This is a genomic window from Paracholeplasma manati (assembly GCF_025742995.1).
In the GTDB taxonomy this organism is placed as follows: domain Bacteria; phylum Bacillota_I; class Bacilli_A; order Acholeplasmatales; family UBA5453; genus Paracholeplasma; species Paracholeplasma manati.
The window spans coordinates 71942-87835 of sequence record NZ_JAOVQM010000001.1 but is presented as its reverse complement, the minus strand read 5'-3'; the positions used below and the strand labels follow the sequence as shown (position 1 = coordinate 87835).

13 protein-coding genes are annotated in these 15894 nt (G+C 37.4%); 8 read left to right on the top strand and 5 right to left on the bottom strand.

The genetic code is table 11. The features are described from left to right. The first annotated feature begins 43 nt into the window (after positions 1-43). On the top strand, positions 44-3592 hold the full coding sequence (locus N7548_RS00370) for a pectinesterase family protein (RefSeq protein WP_263607393.1): 3549 nt from the start codon (positions 44-46) through the stop codon (positions 3590-3592). Between the two features lie 32 nt (positions 3593-3624). Here the strand turns inward: N7548_RS00370 and N7548_RS00365 are convergent, their stop codons facing one another. Both N7548_RS00365 and heR read right to left on the bottom strand, forming a co-directional pair. Beyond that, complete coding sequence (locus N7548_RS00365) at positions 3625-4608, bottom strand: aldo/keto reductase (protein ID WP_263607392.1); 984 nt, start codon at positions 4606-4608, stop codon at positions 3625-3627. A gap of 105 nt (positions 4609-4713) precedes the next feature. Next, positions 4714-5541, bottom strand: coding sequence for a heliorhodopsin HeR (gene heR / locus N7548_RS00360; protein WP_263607391.1), 828 nt, complete (start codon positions 5539-5541; stop codon positions 4714-4716). Between the two features lie 285 nt (positions 5542-5826). Here heR and N7548_RS00355 point away from each other — a divergent pair, with 285 nt between their 5' ends. Continuing rightward, positions 5827-6459, top strand: a complete 633-nt coding sequence (locus N7548_RS00355; RefSeq protein ID WP_263607390.1) for a deoxynucleoside kinase — start codon at positions 5827-5829, stop codon at positions 6457-6459. A gap of 37 nt (positions 6460-6496) precedes the next feature. On the opposite strand, the gene N7548_RS00350 is transcribed toward N7548_RS00355, so the two are convergent. Then, positions 6497-7009 (bottom strand): SOUL family heme-binding protein, encoded by a 513-nt coding sequence (locus N7548_RS00350; RefSeq protein ID WP_263607389.1) that lies wholly within the window; start codon positions 7007-7009, stop codon positions 6497-6499. A gap of 139 nt (positions 7010-7148) precedes the next feature. Here N7548_RS00350 and N7548_RS00345 point away from each other — a divergent pair, with 139 nt between their 5' ends. Together N7548_RS00345 and N7548_RS00340 are read left to right on the top strand one after the other, a co-directional pair. Continuing rightward, the gene (locus N7548_RS00345; RefSeq protein WP_263607388.1) at positions 7149-8534 is read left to right on the top strand and encodes a TldD/PmbA family protein; all 1386 of its coding nucleotides are present in this window, start codon (positions 7149-7151) and stop codon (positions 8532-8534) included. Continuing rightward, a complete protein-coding gene (locus N7548_RS00340; RefSeq protein ID WP_263607387.1) occupies positions 8534-9844 on the top strand; it encodes a TldD/PmbA family protein in 1311 nt (436 codons plus the stop codon). Before N7548_RS00345 ends, N7548_RS00340 begins: the two co-directional genes overlap by 1 nt. 26 nt (positions 9845-9870) lie before the next feature. Here the strand turns inward: N7548_RS00340 and N7548_RS00335 are convergent, their stop codons facing one another. Further along, entirely contained in the window at positions 9871-10326 is a 456-nt protein-coding gene (locus N7548_RS00335; protein WP_263607386.1) for an ASCH domain-containing protein, read from the bottom strand. A 75-nt stretch (positions 10327-10401) separates the two neighbouring features. Between N7548_RS00335 and N7548_RS00330 the strand changes: the two genes are divergently transcribed. After that, the gene (locus N7548_RS00330; protein WP_263607385.1) at positions 10402-10863 is read left to right on the top strand and encodes a GNAT family N-acetyltransferase; all 462 of its coding nucleotides are present in this window, start codon (positions 10402-10404) and stop codon (positions 10861-10863) included. Positions 10864-11022: 159 nt separating this feature from the next. Then, on the top strand, positions 11023-11979 hold the full coding sequence (locus N7548_RS00325; RefSeq protein WP_263607384.1) for a sensor domain-containing diguanylate cyclase: 957 nt from the start codon (positions 11023-11025) through the stop codon (positions 11977-11979). 129 nt (positions 11980-12108) lie between these two features. Here the strand turns inward: N7548_RS00325 and N7548_RS00320 are convergent, their stop codons facing one another. After that, positions 12109-12894: a helix-turn-helix transcriptional regulator gene (locus tag N7548_RS00320; protein WP_263607383.1), complete on the bottom strand. Its 786-nt coding sequence runs from the start codon at positions 12892-12894 to the stop codon at positions 12109-12111. Positions 12895-13191: 297 nt separating this feature from the next. Between N7548_RS00320 and N7548_RS00315 the strand changes: the two genes are divergently transcribed. Beyond that, a complete protein-coding gene (locus N7548_RS00315) occupies positions 13192-14979 on the top strand; it encodes a glycoside hydrolase family 3 protein (protein ID WP_263607382.1) in 1788 nt (595 codons plus the stop codon). A 20-nt stretch (positions 14980-14999) separates the two neighbouring features. Continuing rightward, complete coding sequence (locus N7548_RS00310) at positions 15000-15878, top strand: HAD family hydrolase (RefSeq protein WP_263607381.1); 879 nt, start codon at positions 15000-15002, stop codon at positions 15876-15878. Positions 15879-15894 lie beyond the last annotated feature (16 nt).

Here is a 15894-nt window from a genome sequence, read left to right as displayed (position 1 = left end):
GAAAGATACAAGCGCTTTCATTTTAAAAAGGAGAAATGTATTCGTGAAGAAGATTGTAACGCTATTCGTGTTTCTATTTTTAGGAACGATTTTACTCGCATGTGAAAATCCATCTGTGGATTACGATGCTTTGATTCAACAGAATATTCTCAATATTCCGAGTGAAGTTACAGAGAATATCACTTTGCCTACGACAGTTGAAGTTGAGGGAGAAACCTTCAATATTGTTTGGGCATCCAGCCAACCTGCAACACTATCCACCAGTGGTGTGGTCACAAGACCAAGTCATTCCACAGGGGATATTGAAGTCACATTGACTGCGTCTGTGACACGCACCAACTTTAGTAAAAACTTGAGTTACACCGTTACGGTTAAAGCCTTACCAATCCCTACATTTACCCTGACCTTTAATGCCAATGGAGGTTCATCCGTGAACCCACAAACGGTTAATGAAGGTGCGAAAGTAAATGCCCCATTAGATCCAACCAAAACAGGATATACTTTTATGGGTTGGTTTAAAGAAGAAAGTTTAACCACCCCATGGGTATTTAATACCGATATCGTAAACGCCAATATCACCTTATATGCTAAATGGGAAGCAATCCCTGAAGTATATACGGTCACATTTGAAACTGCAGATGGTTCAACCCTATCAACCAGTCAAGTGACTGAAGGGAACCTCGTGGTTAAACCAGAAAACGATCCTGAAAAATTAGGTTATGCCTTTGTTGAGTGGCAGCTCAATCAAGTCGCCTTTGATTTTTCACAAACCATCATCGATCAAGACATTACTTTAAAACCTGTATTTGAAATCGTCGAATATACCATCAGTTATTGGAAACCTGTAGACGCAACCATTTTAACCATGGGGGATGACACTTACACCATCGAATCAGAACCAGTCTTTAGAACCATAGAAATGACGGGTATGATCTTTGTTGGGTGGTTTACACAACCTGAAGGTGGTACATTGGTAGAATCCATCCCACTCGGTTCTACGGGTAACTATGAATTGTATGGTAGGTTCGAAACAGATCCTGATCTACCTACGGGTACCTTATTATATACACCCGAAGATGTCTTAAACCTCATTACCAATGGCGCAACAGGCCAAGTGCATTTGATGAATGACATCGATATGACTGGCACCACGTTAACCGGTAGTGCGAAAACATTTGATGGTATTTTAGATGGCCATGGATATACCATTCGTGGTGCAGTCATCAACGCCTCCGGCAATAAGATGGGCTTCTTATTCAAAGAAGTACTCAATGGCGGTGTTGTTAAGAACATCAACTTCGTGGATTCCATCCACAATGGTGGTGGTTCCTCCGAATCCTCTGCATTCATCTCAGCATTTGCTCAAGGTGGATCTCGATTTGAAAATATCTCATTCTTCAATGTATCGGTTATTCATGCCGGGTCTTACGCAGCTTTATTGTTTGGGGATGTCATCAATGACGCTAACGAAACCACCATCATCATTCGAAATATTACCGTCATCAATGATGAAAATCACTGGATTGAAGGTAGTTCCTATGTGGGTGGGTTGATTGGTGCCGCAAGAAAAGCCGTTACCATCGATGTTGAAAATGTTTACTTTGATTCTAAAGTGGCTGCACCTAACCAAGCGGCAGGTGCGATTATGGGCCGTTTAAACGCAGCAGGTATTACATTAACCGTCAGACAAATTGTGGTTAAAGGCAGCGTTTCTTCTGGTAAGAATGTCGGTTCTATTTTAGGTACCAACATTTCAGGTTCAACCATCATCGCTGATCAAGTGTTTATATCTGATATCACACAAACCTCAGGGACCAACACCAACAAAATCGGTGTAGGTAACTTACCAAGTGGTTCAACAGCGACCTTAACCAATTTATACTACGCCAGCGAAACCACCGTATTTATGGTCGGTACAGCACCGATTGCGATGCCTGAAGGTACTGGGTTAACCAACGCTGAAATTACGCAAGCCTGGTTTGACCAAAGTGGATTTAACGCAACCTTCTTTAAATACTTAAATGGCTCTATTGCAAGACAATCAGATGATACTGGCCCTGTGGTTGAAACTGGATTCTCACTTTCAACATCACAAGTCAAAAAGTATTATTTGGTAGGTGAAACCTTGGATTTAACCAATCTAGCTGTTTACGCTACCTTCTCGGATGGTTCTAGTACGTTATTAGAGTCCGCTTTATATCAAATCGATTCAACCCTATTCGATAACACCCAAGATGGTGAGTATGATATCACCATCACGTATAACAATGAAACCAAGGTATTCTCAGTGAAAGTTGTTTCGGTCACCCACGTATTAGCAGATGACTTATTGATGAAACAAACATACGCTGTGGGTTCAAGTCTCAATACCGATGGTTTGGTGGTTAAAGCTGTATTAACCGATGGGACATTCTTGAAGCTTAACGCCAATGAATACACCATGGATATTTCACAAGTCGATTTCAATACCCCTGGTGATTATCAAATCAGCATCACATACAAGACCTTTGATGTGGTTCATATCAATATCTATGTCCATGCGCTAGATGTATCTATTCCAACAGCGATTTCGATTTATGTCGATCAAAGTTTCTTAGGGTATGACAGTGAAATCATCAATAATCATATGATGTTTAAAACGGTTAAATCTGCCTTACAATATTTAGTGAATCAAAACTATCCAACCACAACTTTGAAACATCTTTATGTGATGGCAGGCACTTATCGTGAAAAAGTCACGATTACTGTGCCAAGTTTGATTATGATTGGTGAAGATGAAGCAACTACGATCATTACCTATGACGCAGCATCTGGTACACAACAACCGAATGGCTCAACTTGGGGTACCCAAGGTTCAGCTACCGTTTCAATCAAATCATCCGCCACAGGCTTTATGGCGAAGAACATCACATTCCAAAATGATTTCAATTTCAATCAATCGACCATCGCAGATAAACAAGGGGTCGCCTTGGTGAATGAAGCTGACCAAGTCATTTTCTATCAAGTCTCCTTCAAAGGTTATCAAGATACCCTCTATGCAAAATCAGGTCGTCAATATTATCTAGATGTGTATATTGAAGGTGTGGTTGATTTCATCTTTGGTAATGGTGGTCCAGCCTTCTTTGAAAATTCTGAGATTCGTTCCTTGGCACGTTCAACCGGTGTCATCTCAACCAACAAGGGTTATAACACTCAAAATACACTTCTCGTCAGTTTTGGTTATGTGTTCTATAACAACACATTTACCTTTGAACAAGGCGTTCCAGTGGGCTCCGTAGACTTAGGCAGACCATGGGATAAGAGTGCAGCCATCATGTACATTCAAAATACATTTGGTGAACACATCAGCAGTAGAGGGTGGACAGAAATGTCTGGCAACTTACCTCAAGATGCACGATTCTATGAGTTTGAAAACAGGGATGTTAATCAACAACTATTACCAACCACTACCAATGGTAAAACCTTATCGTCTGAACTCGTTTCCAGTGCGATTGATAAAGCCGTTGTATTCGATGAAACCAATGGTTTGGTTACCTTTAGTAGCGAATGGCTCTACCAAAACGCGTTAACTTACTTACAATCTATAGCGTAAAAAAAGAGGTGCCTTTTGAAAGGGCACCTTTTCTACCACTTATGATGAACGAGTGGTCTGATATATTGATTGTAAATCGCTTCAACCTGTTTCATTTGAGCTTCGGTTAATGGGGGTAATAGGGATGCTGTCGCATTCTCTAAGATTTGTTCAGGACGGCTCGCCCCAGGAATCACGGTACTGACCGCGTCAAACATCAAAATCCATCTCAACGCGATGAGCGGTAAGGACTCATTTGGGAAGACTTTCTTTAACTCTTCAACCGCTTCTAAACCGGTGTTATAATTGACCCCACTGAAGGTTTCACCCATATCAAACTTTTCACCCTGACGGTTATAAGTTCGATGGTCGTTTGGATTGAACTGTGTATCTTTCTTAAATTTACCTGTGAGTAAACCAGATGCGAGAGGTACTCTAACAATAATACCAACGTTTTGTTTCTTGGCTTCTAAGAAGAAGTGTTCTGCTGGTTTCAAGCGGAACATATTAAAGATGATTTCAATCGCTTCAACCCCAGGGTATTGGATGGCATTTAAGCCCTCTTCCACAGTTTCAACACTGACGCCATAATGTTTGATCAGACCATCCGCTTTGATGATATCTAAGCTTTCAAAGACCTCAGGCGTATCGTAAACTTCACTCGGTGGACAGTGTAACAACACCATGTCTAATGCATCCACTTGAAGGTTTTTCAACGATTGTTTGACAAATCTTCTGAGGTTATCTTCATGATATCCCGCAGCGATGTGTGGGCTTTGAAAACGACCCATCTTCGTAATCACAAATGGTTTTTCATCTAATGTTTGAAGGTATCTACCAATCGCTCTTTCGGATTCACCACCCATATAAACATCGGCGGTATCCAAACAGTTGATGCCTTGTGATGTCGCTGTTTTCAGTGTATTTAACGCGATTTCTGGGTTGAAAGGTTCACCCCAAACCGCACCGAGTTGCCAACAACCGAGGGCGATTTCACTGACCATCACACCGGTCTTTCCGAGCATTCGTTGTTTCATAAAATTGTTCTCCTTTATTTGAGTCATTACATTTATTATAACCGTAAAACCCATCAAAATAACAAAAAAAGCCATTCATAAAGAATGACTTTGATTGAATCAAGATTAAGGTTGGAACGCACCAAATAGCACTAACCAAGTTAAAATGGTCTTCGCTACTAAGGAAAGAATGATATAACCTCTTTCACCATAAAGATAGTTTTTGAATTTACCTTTACCTAAGTATTGTAATACCATGTTGACTGGGAATGTGTTGAACGCAACAAAGTAAGTGACTAAGATGGCCCAAACAAATCCGGGTACATTGGCTAAATTAGGGTTAACTCCAATATAGAACGCAATCGCTACCCAAGGGGCTAAACCGATGATTGAACCGAAAATAAATGGTAACCAATTGACTTTTTTACCAGCTTTGGATTCGCCCGCATTGAGTAATTCCATGTCTAAACCGAATAAGTTCATCGCAGCATTTGCGAGAGCAATCAACGCGAATACGGCAACGTCTCTGACACCAAATAATGAAGAGATCAATACGATCATCAATGAAGAAGATAGGGCATATTCGTACCATCTGAGTTTGTTGATACCGACTTTTAAGTCAGCGACGTATTTGTCTTTATAAGGGAAAGCAATGATGAAATGGAACAATGCAGAAATGAGTAAGAAGCTAGCTGTTAATGGTAAGAATGGTAATTCGAATAAGGTTTCTGTAGGGGTTAAGACCAAACCTTGACCTTCAACGAAGTTTAAGTAATTCCCAATCACAGGAATTGTAAATGTTTGTGTACCGGTGCCATCCAAATTAGGATAAACTAAAAATGCAAATAGCATCATCAAGACGCCTTGAATAAGGTGAACCGAACCCATGATCTTGTTGAAGCGAATTAGACTATCAAACGCAAGTGGGTCTCTTTTTAACGCTTTTTCTGACATAAAAATCTCCTTTTCTACCTTTTGTACCGTTATCATATCACGCAATATTACGGTTTCAAAATAAATTGCACTTAAAAATATATTAAAAAATAGTGAATGGATTTTTCAATGAAATGAATACTGATTTTGACTAATTATAGACCTAATCATAATGATTTTGATAACCTTGACACCATAAAGTAACTTCTATTACAATAGGTATAAGTGCTATAGAAGCAACTCAAGTGAACCATGCTCATTCTAAATCTTTAGATACGAGCATGTTCTATTTATAAAGGAGACAAAATGGTGATAGTCATTGGCGGTATGATCGGTCTGGGTAAGACCACAGTAGCAGAAATCTTAGCAGAACAACTCGGTAGTCAAGTATTTTATGAATCGGTCGATGATAATCCCATATTACCATTATTCTATACCTCTTCAAAAGAAGAGATTGAAGCGAAAAGATACCCATTTCTTTTACAACTCTATTTCTTGAATTCTAGATTTAAGACCATCAAAGATGCGCTACAACATGAAAACAACATCATTGACCGTTCTATCTATGAAGACTGGTATTTCGCAAAAAGAAATCGTGATTTGGGCAGAATCTCTGATCTTGAATTTGAAATGTATGAAAAACTTCTAAAAAACATGATGGAAGAACTTACAGGGTTACCTAAGAAGGCTCCAGATTTGATGGTCTATCTCAAAGGTTCATTTGAAACCGTACTTAAACGCATTCAGCTCCGTGGTAGAAGTTATGAATTAGACCAATCCTTGGTGGATTATTACAAATTCTTATGGGAAAACTATGATGATTGGGTCTTACACCATTATAAAGCTTCTAAAGTGGTCATGATTGATATGGATAAGTATGATGTGAGAAATGCTTCTGATCGTCATGAAGTTATCCAACTCATTACTCAAAACCTATAATATATGAAAACCGATAGTTTGCGCTATCGGTTTTGTTTTAGGTGTATTTGATTTTAAAGGCGATTTCATTTCGTCTTAAGAACCCTGGTATGAACGGTGGTTGATACCTGAAGATGATTCGATTTGACAGGATTTCATAATGGTTTTGATTCAAATAATCCATAAGTCTCTCTTCAGCAACCTTAAAATTCTTTTCACGCCAACCCCCACTGAAACGAATCACTGCGTATATCGAAGCTTCGTTTTCTTGGATGAAGACATGTTCACTGGTCGGTTTTGGAACGTTTGTCTTATCGTACTTGGAAGGCACATAAAACCCCGTGACCAATTGATCATCCTCTTCATAAGATACCACTGGGGTGGTCATCGATATTTTTTCAGAGGTATGGTTATCGCCTGAGATATAATTAAACACATTCATAAAACCCGAATCGAATTGCTTATTAGAGAGCGTTTTGGTGGATGCGAGTAGGAAGACATCGTATTGTCTAATTTCGATGTTTTTATCCTTTTTAATCAATGTGTAACGAATGGTTTCAAAGAAGCCCATGGTATCATCCCCTACCTATAGTATAGCCCTATTTCTAAATAAAGGTATCAAAATGACTTATTTTTGTGTGATTTGAGGGTATGTATTGCAAAAAAGTATTCAATGAGATAGAATTGATAACAATAAACGAGGTAAGACTATGTTAGAAAAACAACAGCTACAAATCTTATTAGAAGATGCCCTCCAAACTGGGGCTGACTTCGCAGAAATCTTTTTAGAAGACACCGCGTCTTCGATCATTCGTGTGATGAATGGTGAAGTCACATCCATCGACCGTGGAAATGTCCACGGGGCAGGAGTTAGACTCATTCAAAACACCGATGAAGTGTATGGATTTACCAATGATGTTTCATTGGAATCGTTAGAAAAATTGGTTAAGAATTTACGCGCTTCTTTTTCAGGACCATTGCATAATGCAGTGCCTCTAGGGGAGCCAAAACCTTATATCAATAACATCAAACGTCCGATGGAAAGTGTTCCTGTCGCTGAAAAAACAGTGAAACTTCAACACTTATCACACATCATGAAAAACCACGACCCTAGAATCGTTCAATCGATGGTTCAATTGATTGAAACAAGACAAAAGGTTTTAGTGGTAAATAGTGAAGGTGTTTATCAAGATGATCTCAGAACCTACACTCGCGTGTATTTAATGGCTGCGTCCTCAGAGAACGGGGTTATGCAACAAGCTGGAGAAGGTCCAGGGCGTTACATGGGATTAGAAATCTTTGATGAAATTGATTTTGATCAGCTTGCGAAAGAAGTAGCAACCTCCAGTATCACATTATTATCAGCCGAAGATATGGTGCCTCAAGTCATGCCTGTCGTTTTACACAATGGGTTTGGTGGGGTTATTTTCCATGAAGCTTGTGGTCACCCACTCGAAGCGACAGCGGTGGCGAAAGGGTTATCTCCATTCGTCGGAAAACTCGGTGAAAAAGTCGGTTCTGATAAAGTTACGGCGTATGACGATGGTGACGTGGAATCGGCTTGGGGTAGATTATCCTTTGATGATGAAGGCAAACCAACCCAAAAGAATCTACTCATTGAAAATGGCGTATTAAAAGGATATCTCATCGATTACCGAAATGGTCGTAAGATGAAGATGGCACCGACTGGATCCGGTCGTAGACAATCTTATAAATTCTCACCAACCTCGAGAATGAATTCTACTTATATCGCACCAGGTACCGATAAGTTTGAAGATATTATCAAGGATACTAAGTACGGTCTATTCGCGAAAAAACTCGGTGGTGGTACCGTTGTACCAGCCACAGGTGAGTTCAATTTCGCGGTTCAAGAAGGGTATCTCATTGAAGATGGTAAGCTCACCAAGCCAGTCCGTGGTGCGATGCTGATTGGACATGGTAAAGATGTCTTATTTAAGATTGACCGTGTCGCTGATAATCTAGAATTCGGACAAGGTATGTGTGGTTCACTATCCGGTAGTATTCCAGTCGACGTGGGTCAACCAACCATTCGTGTGTCTTCGATGACCGTCGGTGGTGCAGGGGGTAAAAAATAATGTATCAAACATGGTTAAAATTAGGGTTAGATAAAGGCATCACTGACCTTGAAATATACGCAGTTAAGAACAGAAGTTTAAAGCTGTCTGTTTATCAAAATAAATTGGATCAACACGTTCAAAGCGAAGTTGAATCGGTCACGATTCGTGGGATTTATCAAAACAAGTTATCGACTGTACGTTTTGAAAACCTCTCTTTAGAAAACGTGGATCATATGCTTAATCAATTGATTGAAAATGCGAAAGCATTGACAGTTGTTGAACCAGCCATCATTTTTGAAGGATCTAAATCCTATCCAGTGGTTGAAGAAGACAAGTTTGATTTTAGTGCTGTACCAGTCATCGATAAAATCAACCTCTTGAAAAAATTAGAACAAGGTTTACTTAAAAATCCAGCCGTATCTCAAGTTCAAACCACACAGTACCAAGAAGTTGCGTCAGTAACTACTTTAGTGAACTCCAAAGGATTAAACCTATCAAGAACACAATCTTATGCTTATGCTTACGCGATTGGTGTATTTAAAAAGGATGAATCCGATATCCAAACCGCTTATGATATCAAGTTAGCCAAGAAGTTTGAAGACTTCAATGTGGATCAAATGATTCAAACGACTTTAGACATGGGGCTTGCGAAACTGGGTGGTAAATCGATTCCAACCAAAGCCTATCCAGTGATCTTCAACAACGAAATGTTCTCAGACATTTTAAATGTGTTTTCAAGCATTTTCTCTGGGGAAGCTGCATATCGTAACATCACCCCACTGAAAGATAAAGTTGGTAAACCCATTTTTGACTCAAAGATCAATTTGGTCAATGATCCACTCCATCAAGATGCATTCTTCAAAGTACCATTTGATGATGAAGGTGTCGCATGTCAACAGCGCTACGTGGTTAAAGATGGTGTATTCACCGGGTTTAACCATAACTTAAAAACAGCGAAGATTTTCAATACGGAACCAACCGGCAATGGCTTTGGGGGTTCTATCCAAATGTCAAACTTTGTTTTACAACCAGGCAATACCTCTTTAGAAGATATGATTAAAGGGGTAGAAGATGGTGTATTAATCACTGATTTGATTGGACTACATGCCGGTGTTAAAACCATTTCTGGTGAATTTAGCTTACAAGCAGCAGGTCAAAAGATTGAACAAGGCAAGATTGTTCGTGCTGTTAAGATGATTGTGGTTTCAGGTAATTTCTTTGAGATGATGAACCATATAGTCACTTTAGGTAGTGATTTAAAGTTCAATTTATCTGGGGTTGCTAGCCCATCGGTATTGGTTGAATCACTCGTGATTTCAGGTGAATAAATAAGACAACGGCTAAAAATGCCGTTTTATTCTTGATAGACCACTTCAAAATCTTCGAATACAACCAACATATCCTCACTAAAGGTATATCCAAGTGCTTTGCCTTCAGCTGTAAAGAATCGGATGTGTCCTTGTTGCCAAGACTCTAAATTGTCATCCTCACCTTCACGTTTCACAATTTCGTAGGTAAAATCTTTAAAAGGCAGGATGGTGATTTGTTTGGTTTCAACCACACATCGAGGGTTTCCTGCAAAATCGGTGATGATATTTAAATCACCTTTTTTGGGAAGGGTTTCATTGCCTAATTTGAAACTGTCGTAACTGGATGCTGTAGCTTTCTTTTGTCCAATGAGCACCAAACGTAACAATTCATTTGCCCAGTACTCGTTGAGCTCAAAATGATACACATCGACATAACGTGCATTGGAATCTCTATGGGATTGTTCAATGAATCTATTAAAAAAAGATTGAATGTCATTCATATGCATTACCTCACGCTTTATTATATCATCTCTAAATAACGAAAAAATGTTACAATAAACTAAGGAGATGATATCATGATTACCTTAAGAGAAATCACACCTGATAATTTTAGAGCCATCATTCAATTATCGGATACATTGGATGAATCCCAAAAGAAGAGCGTCGCACCGAATGTGGTGTCTATCGCTCAAGCGTATGTAAATTTAGAACGCGCATGGCCAAGAGCGATTTATTTAGATGAAGAACCGATTGGGTTTGTGATGATGGCACTCCAGGACGATGATATTCCAGAAGCGGACCAACCCGCTTATTTTTTATGGCGATTCATGATTGCGAAACCATACCAAAACAAAGGCTATGGAAAACAGGTCATCGACATCCTCAAACAAAAAGCGATAGAAGATGGTATGGCTTATTGGTATGTGACTTGCACAATGCATGACCCTATGCCCTATCAGTTCTATATTACATGTGGTTTCGAAGACACCCATGAGATGGATGACGATGAACAAATCCTCAAAATGCGGTTAAAATGATCGTTATTCTTAAATAAGTATTAAATTTATGACCATAAAGAACCGTTTGAAACAAATTTATAAGGAATTATTAAGATGTACTGTATAATAATTAACATATCCAGTTGTTAACCCTTGGTTGCTAACAGGATCACTTCAAAAGGATTGGGGGAGAAACCAATGAAGAGTTTACTCACTAAAGAAGTTATTTCGTATCAAAATTTTGATATGCTCGCAAGCGACATTTTAAGTTTAGCTTCTGAGATTTTACCGAATCAAACACTTTACATCAACTCACTCAATGATTTCACTCAAGTGACTTTGAAAGTTCAAAAAAATGATTTGAATATCCACCTTGAAGAAGGCACGACCATTCCTGTGGAAGATGCTATATGTAACTTAATTGACTATAGGAGTGATGCACCACTGATTATTGAAAACCTGCAAAGTACTTCAGGGTTAGAAAAGGTTAAACAAACCATCAATGATATCAATGCAGTTTCTTATTTGGGCATACCAATTACAATGAAGAATGGCACTCGATTTGGTACACTTTGTGCTGCAAGCAGTGAAGCCTACCATTATGATAACAAGAGTGTCATTTTACTTCAAAAATTAGCGAAAATGTTTAGCTATTATTTAGAACTTGAAAATCTAGCGTATAGAGATTCTTTAACAGGTATTTACAATAGACAACATTTATATCGTTTTTTTGATGAATCCCCTTATGAACATGGGGTTGTATTAATGGTGGATTTGGACAATTTCAAGTCTATCAATGATACTTTTGGTCATGATGTTGGAAATCAAATTTTACAAGAGTTTGCTTCTAAACTAGAGTCTTTTACAAACCAAACCAAGTATGGTTACCCTGTCAGACTAGGCGGAGATGAATTTGTAGTTGTCTTGCCAATGTGTGATCAAACCGATCAGATTGAGCACAATATGTCGCGCTTGTTGAATTTGTTAAGCCATTGGACAACACCAATTGGGGAGATTAAGTTAACTGCAAGCATTGGCGTTGTCATCTTTAATGATGATTACCATCCGACCATTAGAACCTTATTAAAAAAAGCAGATGATGCTTTGTATGAAGCAAAAAAGTTAGGAAAAAACGCATATCATTTAATTAAATAAAAATTAAGCATTTTGATTTAAACATTTGTTCATAAGATATCACTACAATACCTACTTTCACAGTTAATAAGTTTGAATAATCAATATATAAAAACACCTTCGTATGCATGATTGATATGAAGGTGTTTGTTATTGGCCTTTTGAAGGAGGTACACCAAACACTTTTAAGTACGTACGATAAAATGTGGAGTAGTGACTGTAACCACATCTTTCATAAATTTCGATAGGAGAGTGTCCCTCTGTTATTAATTTGTGCGCTAAAATGATTCTTTTGCTGCGAATATAAGTAACTATTGGTACTTTTACGACATCGAAAAATATCTTATACAATTTTGACTTAGATAAAAAAAATTGTTTACAGATGTCATCGATAGAAATTTGACGATTAATATTAGAATTAATGTAATCGATAATGTTAGAAACGTTCACATCAATAATTTCCGCTTCTGCCCCATTGTTACCATCAATCGAAGAAAAAAGAATGAGTAATTCAGTTAGTAGTGTATAGAACATTAACTGTAGTCTGTCTCCAGTAAACGACTCGTTATACTCATCAAATCGTTTAAGCACAGGTATCAACGGTGTATCTTTGATATTATAAACATTTGTATTCCTGTTTATATCGGATAACAAAATATTAGGTATGATGTATTCTGGGAAGCGAATAACCATTCTATCGTACCGAACAGGCTTAATGATAATCATGTGATGATGTTCGCCGGGTTTTATGAACAACAAGTCATGGGGTTTTAAAGTATATTTTCTACTCTCGATATAAAAATCAACTTCACCCTCAATGAAATATAAAAACTCGAATACAGCATGGGAGTGTTTTTCATAATTATCGATTTTAGAATCTGGAAAATCGATCTTATGTGAGAATTTAAAATTGTTAAAGTTATAATTGTATGCCATACACTCAGTATATAAAAAGAATGGAAGAAATGCAATATAGAAGTATAAATAATGCAATATGAAATAATGTAAGCGTTTGCTATAATGACATTATGAGTAAGAGAAGACGAGTATGGTATTGCTTGCAACTCGAACAACATAGATTAATAAATCGATCATAATCCAATGTGCCTTCAATACTTTGTTTATCATATTATTGAGTGGCAAAAATAACCATTTACAAAATAACCATTACAGGCATAATTAATTAAGAGAGGAATTAGACTTTCATAATCGAATAAGATATGGAAATCAGGCATGAATATGATTAATTTATCAAATAAACCGTTCAATTTATCTAAAACAGACATCGATTGGGTGCATAAGACTTTAGAAAGCATGACACTAGATCAAAAAATCGGACAACTCTTTATAGGAATGTTAGCAACAAATAATGAGGCATATTTAACATCCACTCTATCAAGGACGCAAGCAGCAGGTTTTAGATATAGTCCCAAAAAATCAACAGAATTGAAAGAGATGGTAAGATTTCTTCAGTCCAAAGCACAAATCCCTTTATTAATCGCATCCAATGCGGAAAACGGAGGTAAAGGGGCTGTAGAGGATGGTACTTTTATTGGCTTTGAAATAAAAGTAGCTGCGACGCAAGACCCAAAATATGCTTTTGAATTGGGACGAATCGCCGCGCAAGAGGCGATGTTATCTGGATCTAATATGTTGTTTTCTCCAATTGTAGATTTGAGTAAAAACTGGAGAAATCCAATAATACAAACTCGGACATGGGGTGAAAATCCAGATCAAGTCATTCAATTCAGTAAGGCGTTTTTGGAAGGTGCAAAATTATCCAATGTTGCATGTACCCTCAAACACTTTCCTGGTGATGGTATTGATGAGCGAGATCATCATTTGTCTTCATCGGTTAATAGTATGTCTACTCGAGAATGGGACGAAACATTTGGTAGAATTTATCAAACATTAATCAACGAAGGTGTTCAAGCTGTTATGGCAGGACACATCATGTTGCCATCTTACCAAAAAGAACTCAACCCTTCTTTAAAGGAAACGGAATACTTACCAGCAACTTTATCAAAGGAATTACTACATGATTTATTACGTCAGAAACTCGGATTTAATGGTGTAATTATTTCAGATGCTTCACATATGGTTGGACTTACAGGAAGAAAACCTAGACGCGAACTGGTGCCGATGTGCATTGAAGCTGGGTGTGATTTATTCTTGTTTCATAACGATATTGAAGAAGACATTCTTTATATGAAAGAAGGACTCCAAACAGGATTACTATCAATGACTCGGTTAAATGACGCTTTGATACGTGTTTTAGGATTAAAAGCATCACTGGGATTACACAAAAATCCTCAAGTAGGTAGTGAATCAACCATTGTTGATAACATTGAGTTTAAAAGAATAAGTGATGAAATTGCTGATCGAGCAATCACCCTTGGTAAAAGTACACAACCAAACATATTACCCATATTAACAAATAAATATAAGAAGATTTTACTCGTCCCACTTGAAAATGAAAACACTATGATTAGACTTCTCAAGGGAGGCTTGAAAAAAGATATCGGTAATATTCTAAAGAATGAACTTGAAAAGTATCGATTTGAAGTAGATATTTATAATTCGCCAATAAAAAAACTCATATCTGATGTAGATAAAATGACGAACGACGAATTTATCGAATTTACGAAGAACCCGGAAAAAATTAATAACATTATTTACGGTGGAAAATCATCGGTAGAAATCTTTAAACAAAGTTATGACTTAGTGTTGATATTGGCAAATATCAATGCTGAAATGCAAACTGTCAATCGATTGACATGGTCATCATTTAAAGGCGGCTATGAAAAACCATGGTATGTTAATGAGATTCCAACTATTTTTATATCATTTAATTCACCATTTCATTTAGCTGATGTGCCCCAAATCAAAACGTACATTAATTGTTATGATAGTGAAGACAACACAATTAAAGCATTGATCAAAAAATTACTTGGTGAATCACCTTTCATAGGGAAATCACCAGTGGATATTTTTTGTGGCATGATAGATACAAAACTATAAATATACATTGAGGTCATACTATGAATGATTTAAACAAATTAATACCGACCAAACCATTCCTGGTTTGTATAGATTCAGATGGATGCGTATTTGATACGATGGAATTGAAACATAAAGAGTGCTTTGTTCCAGCAACAGTTCTCGTTTGGAACTTACAAGGAATTTCAAAATATGTTAGAGAAACAGCAGAATTCGTTAATTTATACTCCAAGACAAGAGGCTATAATAGATTTCTTGCACTTATTCGAACATTTGAATTATTAAAAACGCGTCAAAGTGTCTTGGAACGCGGTATTGAAATTGCTGACTTAACCCCTTTAATTAACTGGGCTAAAGAAACAGACAATTTAAGTACTAAAGGATTGGTTGATTATATAAATATGCAAACAAATCCTAATCCAATCATATTACAAACATTGGCTTGGTCTAAAGAAGTTGATGAAAATATCAAACGTATGGTAAAAAATGTGAAGCCTTTTCCATATGTACACAAAACATTAGAAAAAATATCCAAAAAAGCCGATATTGTGATTGTTTCTTCTACCCCTTTTGACACCATTGTGAGAGAGTGGGAAGAACAAAACATGATGCAATATTTACATGGTGTTGCTGGACAAGAACAAGGCACAAAAGAAGCTTGTATTGCGCAGTTGTCCCTTAAATATAACAAACAAAACATTATTATGCTAGGAGATTCCCTAAATGATCGTGTTGCAGCAGATTTAAATGATGTCTTTTTCTATCCTATTATTCCAAATAATGAGACAAATAGCTGGAAAGATTTCTATCAAAAAGCCTTCGTCCCATTCATAGATAAATCGTATAATAATAATCTTAATCCATACTATTTACAATTTCAAAAAGAGTTAATCGATACACCTAAATGGGTATTAAAATAACCCATAATAATAGGGA

Excerpts from the sequence above, each read along its gene's own strand:
- N7548_RS00365 (WP_263607392.1), bottom strand. The coding sequence starts at position 4,608 with ATGAAACAACGAATGCTCGGAAAGACCGGTGTGATGGTCAGTGAAATC.
- heR (WP_263607391.1), bottom strand. The coding sequence starts at position 5,541 with ATGTCAGAAAAAGCGTTAAAAAGAGACCCACTTGCGTTTGATAGTCTA.
- N7548_RS00355 (WP_263607390.1), top strand. The coding sequence starts at position 5,827 with ATGGTGATAGTCATTGGCGGTATGATCGGTCTGGGTAAGACCACAGTA.
- N7548_RS00350 (WP_263607389.1), bottom strand. The coding sequence starts at position 7,009 with ATGGGCTTCTTTGAAACCATTCGTTACACATTGATTAAAAAGGATAAA.
- N7548_RS00345 (WP_263607388.1), top strand. The coding sequence starts at position 7,149 with ATGTTAGAAAAACAACAGCTACAAATCTTATTAGAAGATGCCCTCCAA.
- N7548_RS00340 (WP_263607387.1), top strand. The coding sequence starts at position 8,534 with ATGTATCAAACATGGTTAAAATTAGGGTTAGATAAAGGCATCACTGAC.
- N7548_RS00335 (WP_263607386.1), bottom strand. The coding sequence starts at position 10,326 with ATGAATGACATTCAATCTTTTTTTAATAGATTCATTGAACAATCCCAT.
- N7548_RS00330 (WP_263607385.1), top strand. The coding sequence starts at position 10,402 with ATGATTACCTTAAGAGAAATCACACCTGATAATTTTAGAGCCATCATT.
- N7548_RS00325 (WP_263607384.1), top strand. The coding sequence starts at position 11,023 with ATGAAGAGTTTACTCACTAAAGAAGTTATTTCGTATCAAAATTTTGAT.
- N7548_RS00320 (WP_263607383.1), bottom strand. The coding sequence starts at position 12,894 with ATGGCATACAATTATAACTTTAACAATTTTAAATTCTCACATAAGATC.
- N7548_RS00315 (WP_263607382.1), top strand. The coding sequence starts at position 13,192 with ATGAATATGATTAATTTATCAAATAAACCGTTCAATTTATCTAAAACA.
- N7548_RS00310 (WP_263607381.1), top strand. The coding sequence starts at position 15,000 with ATGAATGATTTAAACAAATTAATACCGACCAAACCATTCCTGGTTTGT.